Here is a 596-nt window from a genome sequence, read left to right as displayed (position 1 = left end):
AGGGATAGTAAAAATCCATGCTGGACGCCGCGATTTTAAGGTGATGTCAAGTGTTATTGTGAAAACATCGATAATAATTTACTGAAGTGCACGCCCATCGCTAACTTGGGTGGATTGGTTTATAGACCCCTAGGCGCTCGCGAGTGACCGCGTACAACTTAATGTCTTCGCGTGATTCCTCTCCGACGAATTCAATAAACGCCATGATATTGACCAATGCTGTCAAGTTTTCGCGACTAGCAAGTTTCGGGAACTCCAGCGGCTCCCCGGCCTTGCGTACAATGGCCGGGTCCAACACTTGCGAATAATCGCGTAACCAATTACCAAAATAGATCCTTTTCAGCAGAATGTCATTGCGAAATTTAGTATGACTTGCGCGTAAAGCGAGCTCGATCGATCTGTGGCCAAACGATGTTAACGGATGGTCTTTGTAATTTTCACCATACCCGGCCCCAAAGAATGATACCCGGCCTTCAGCCAATCCACCCAAGTTAGCGATGGGCGTGCACTTCAGTAAATTATTATCGATGTTTTCACAATAACACTTGACATCACCTTAAAATCGCGGCGTCCAGCATGGATTTTTACTATCCCTG

Annotated in this window: 1 protein-coding gene; it reads right to left on the bottom strand. The window is 46.1% G+C overall.

Annotated elements, in window-relative coordinates:
• Positions 1 to 100: 100 nt before the first annotated feature.
• Positions 101 to 481, bottom strand: a complete 381-nt coding sequence (locus ACP7D4_RS28205; protein WP_426212754.1) for an HET-C-related protein — start codon at positions 479 to 481, stop codon at positions 101 to 103.
• Positions 482 to 596: the final 115 nt, after the last annotated feature.

The organism is Massilia sp. TWP1-3-3, from assembly GCF_049897805.1.
GTDB lineage: Bacteria > Pseudomonadota > Gammaproteobacteria > Burkholderiales > Burkholderiaceae_D > Telluria_A.
The sequence above is the reverse complement of the archived record's forward strand: the minus strand, read 5'-3'. Positions and strand labels throughout refer to the sequence as shown.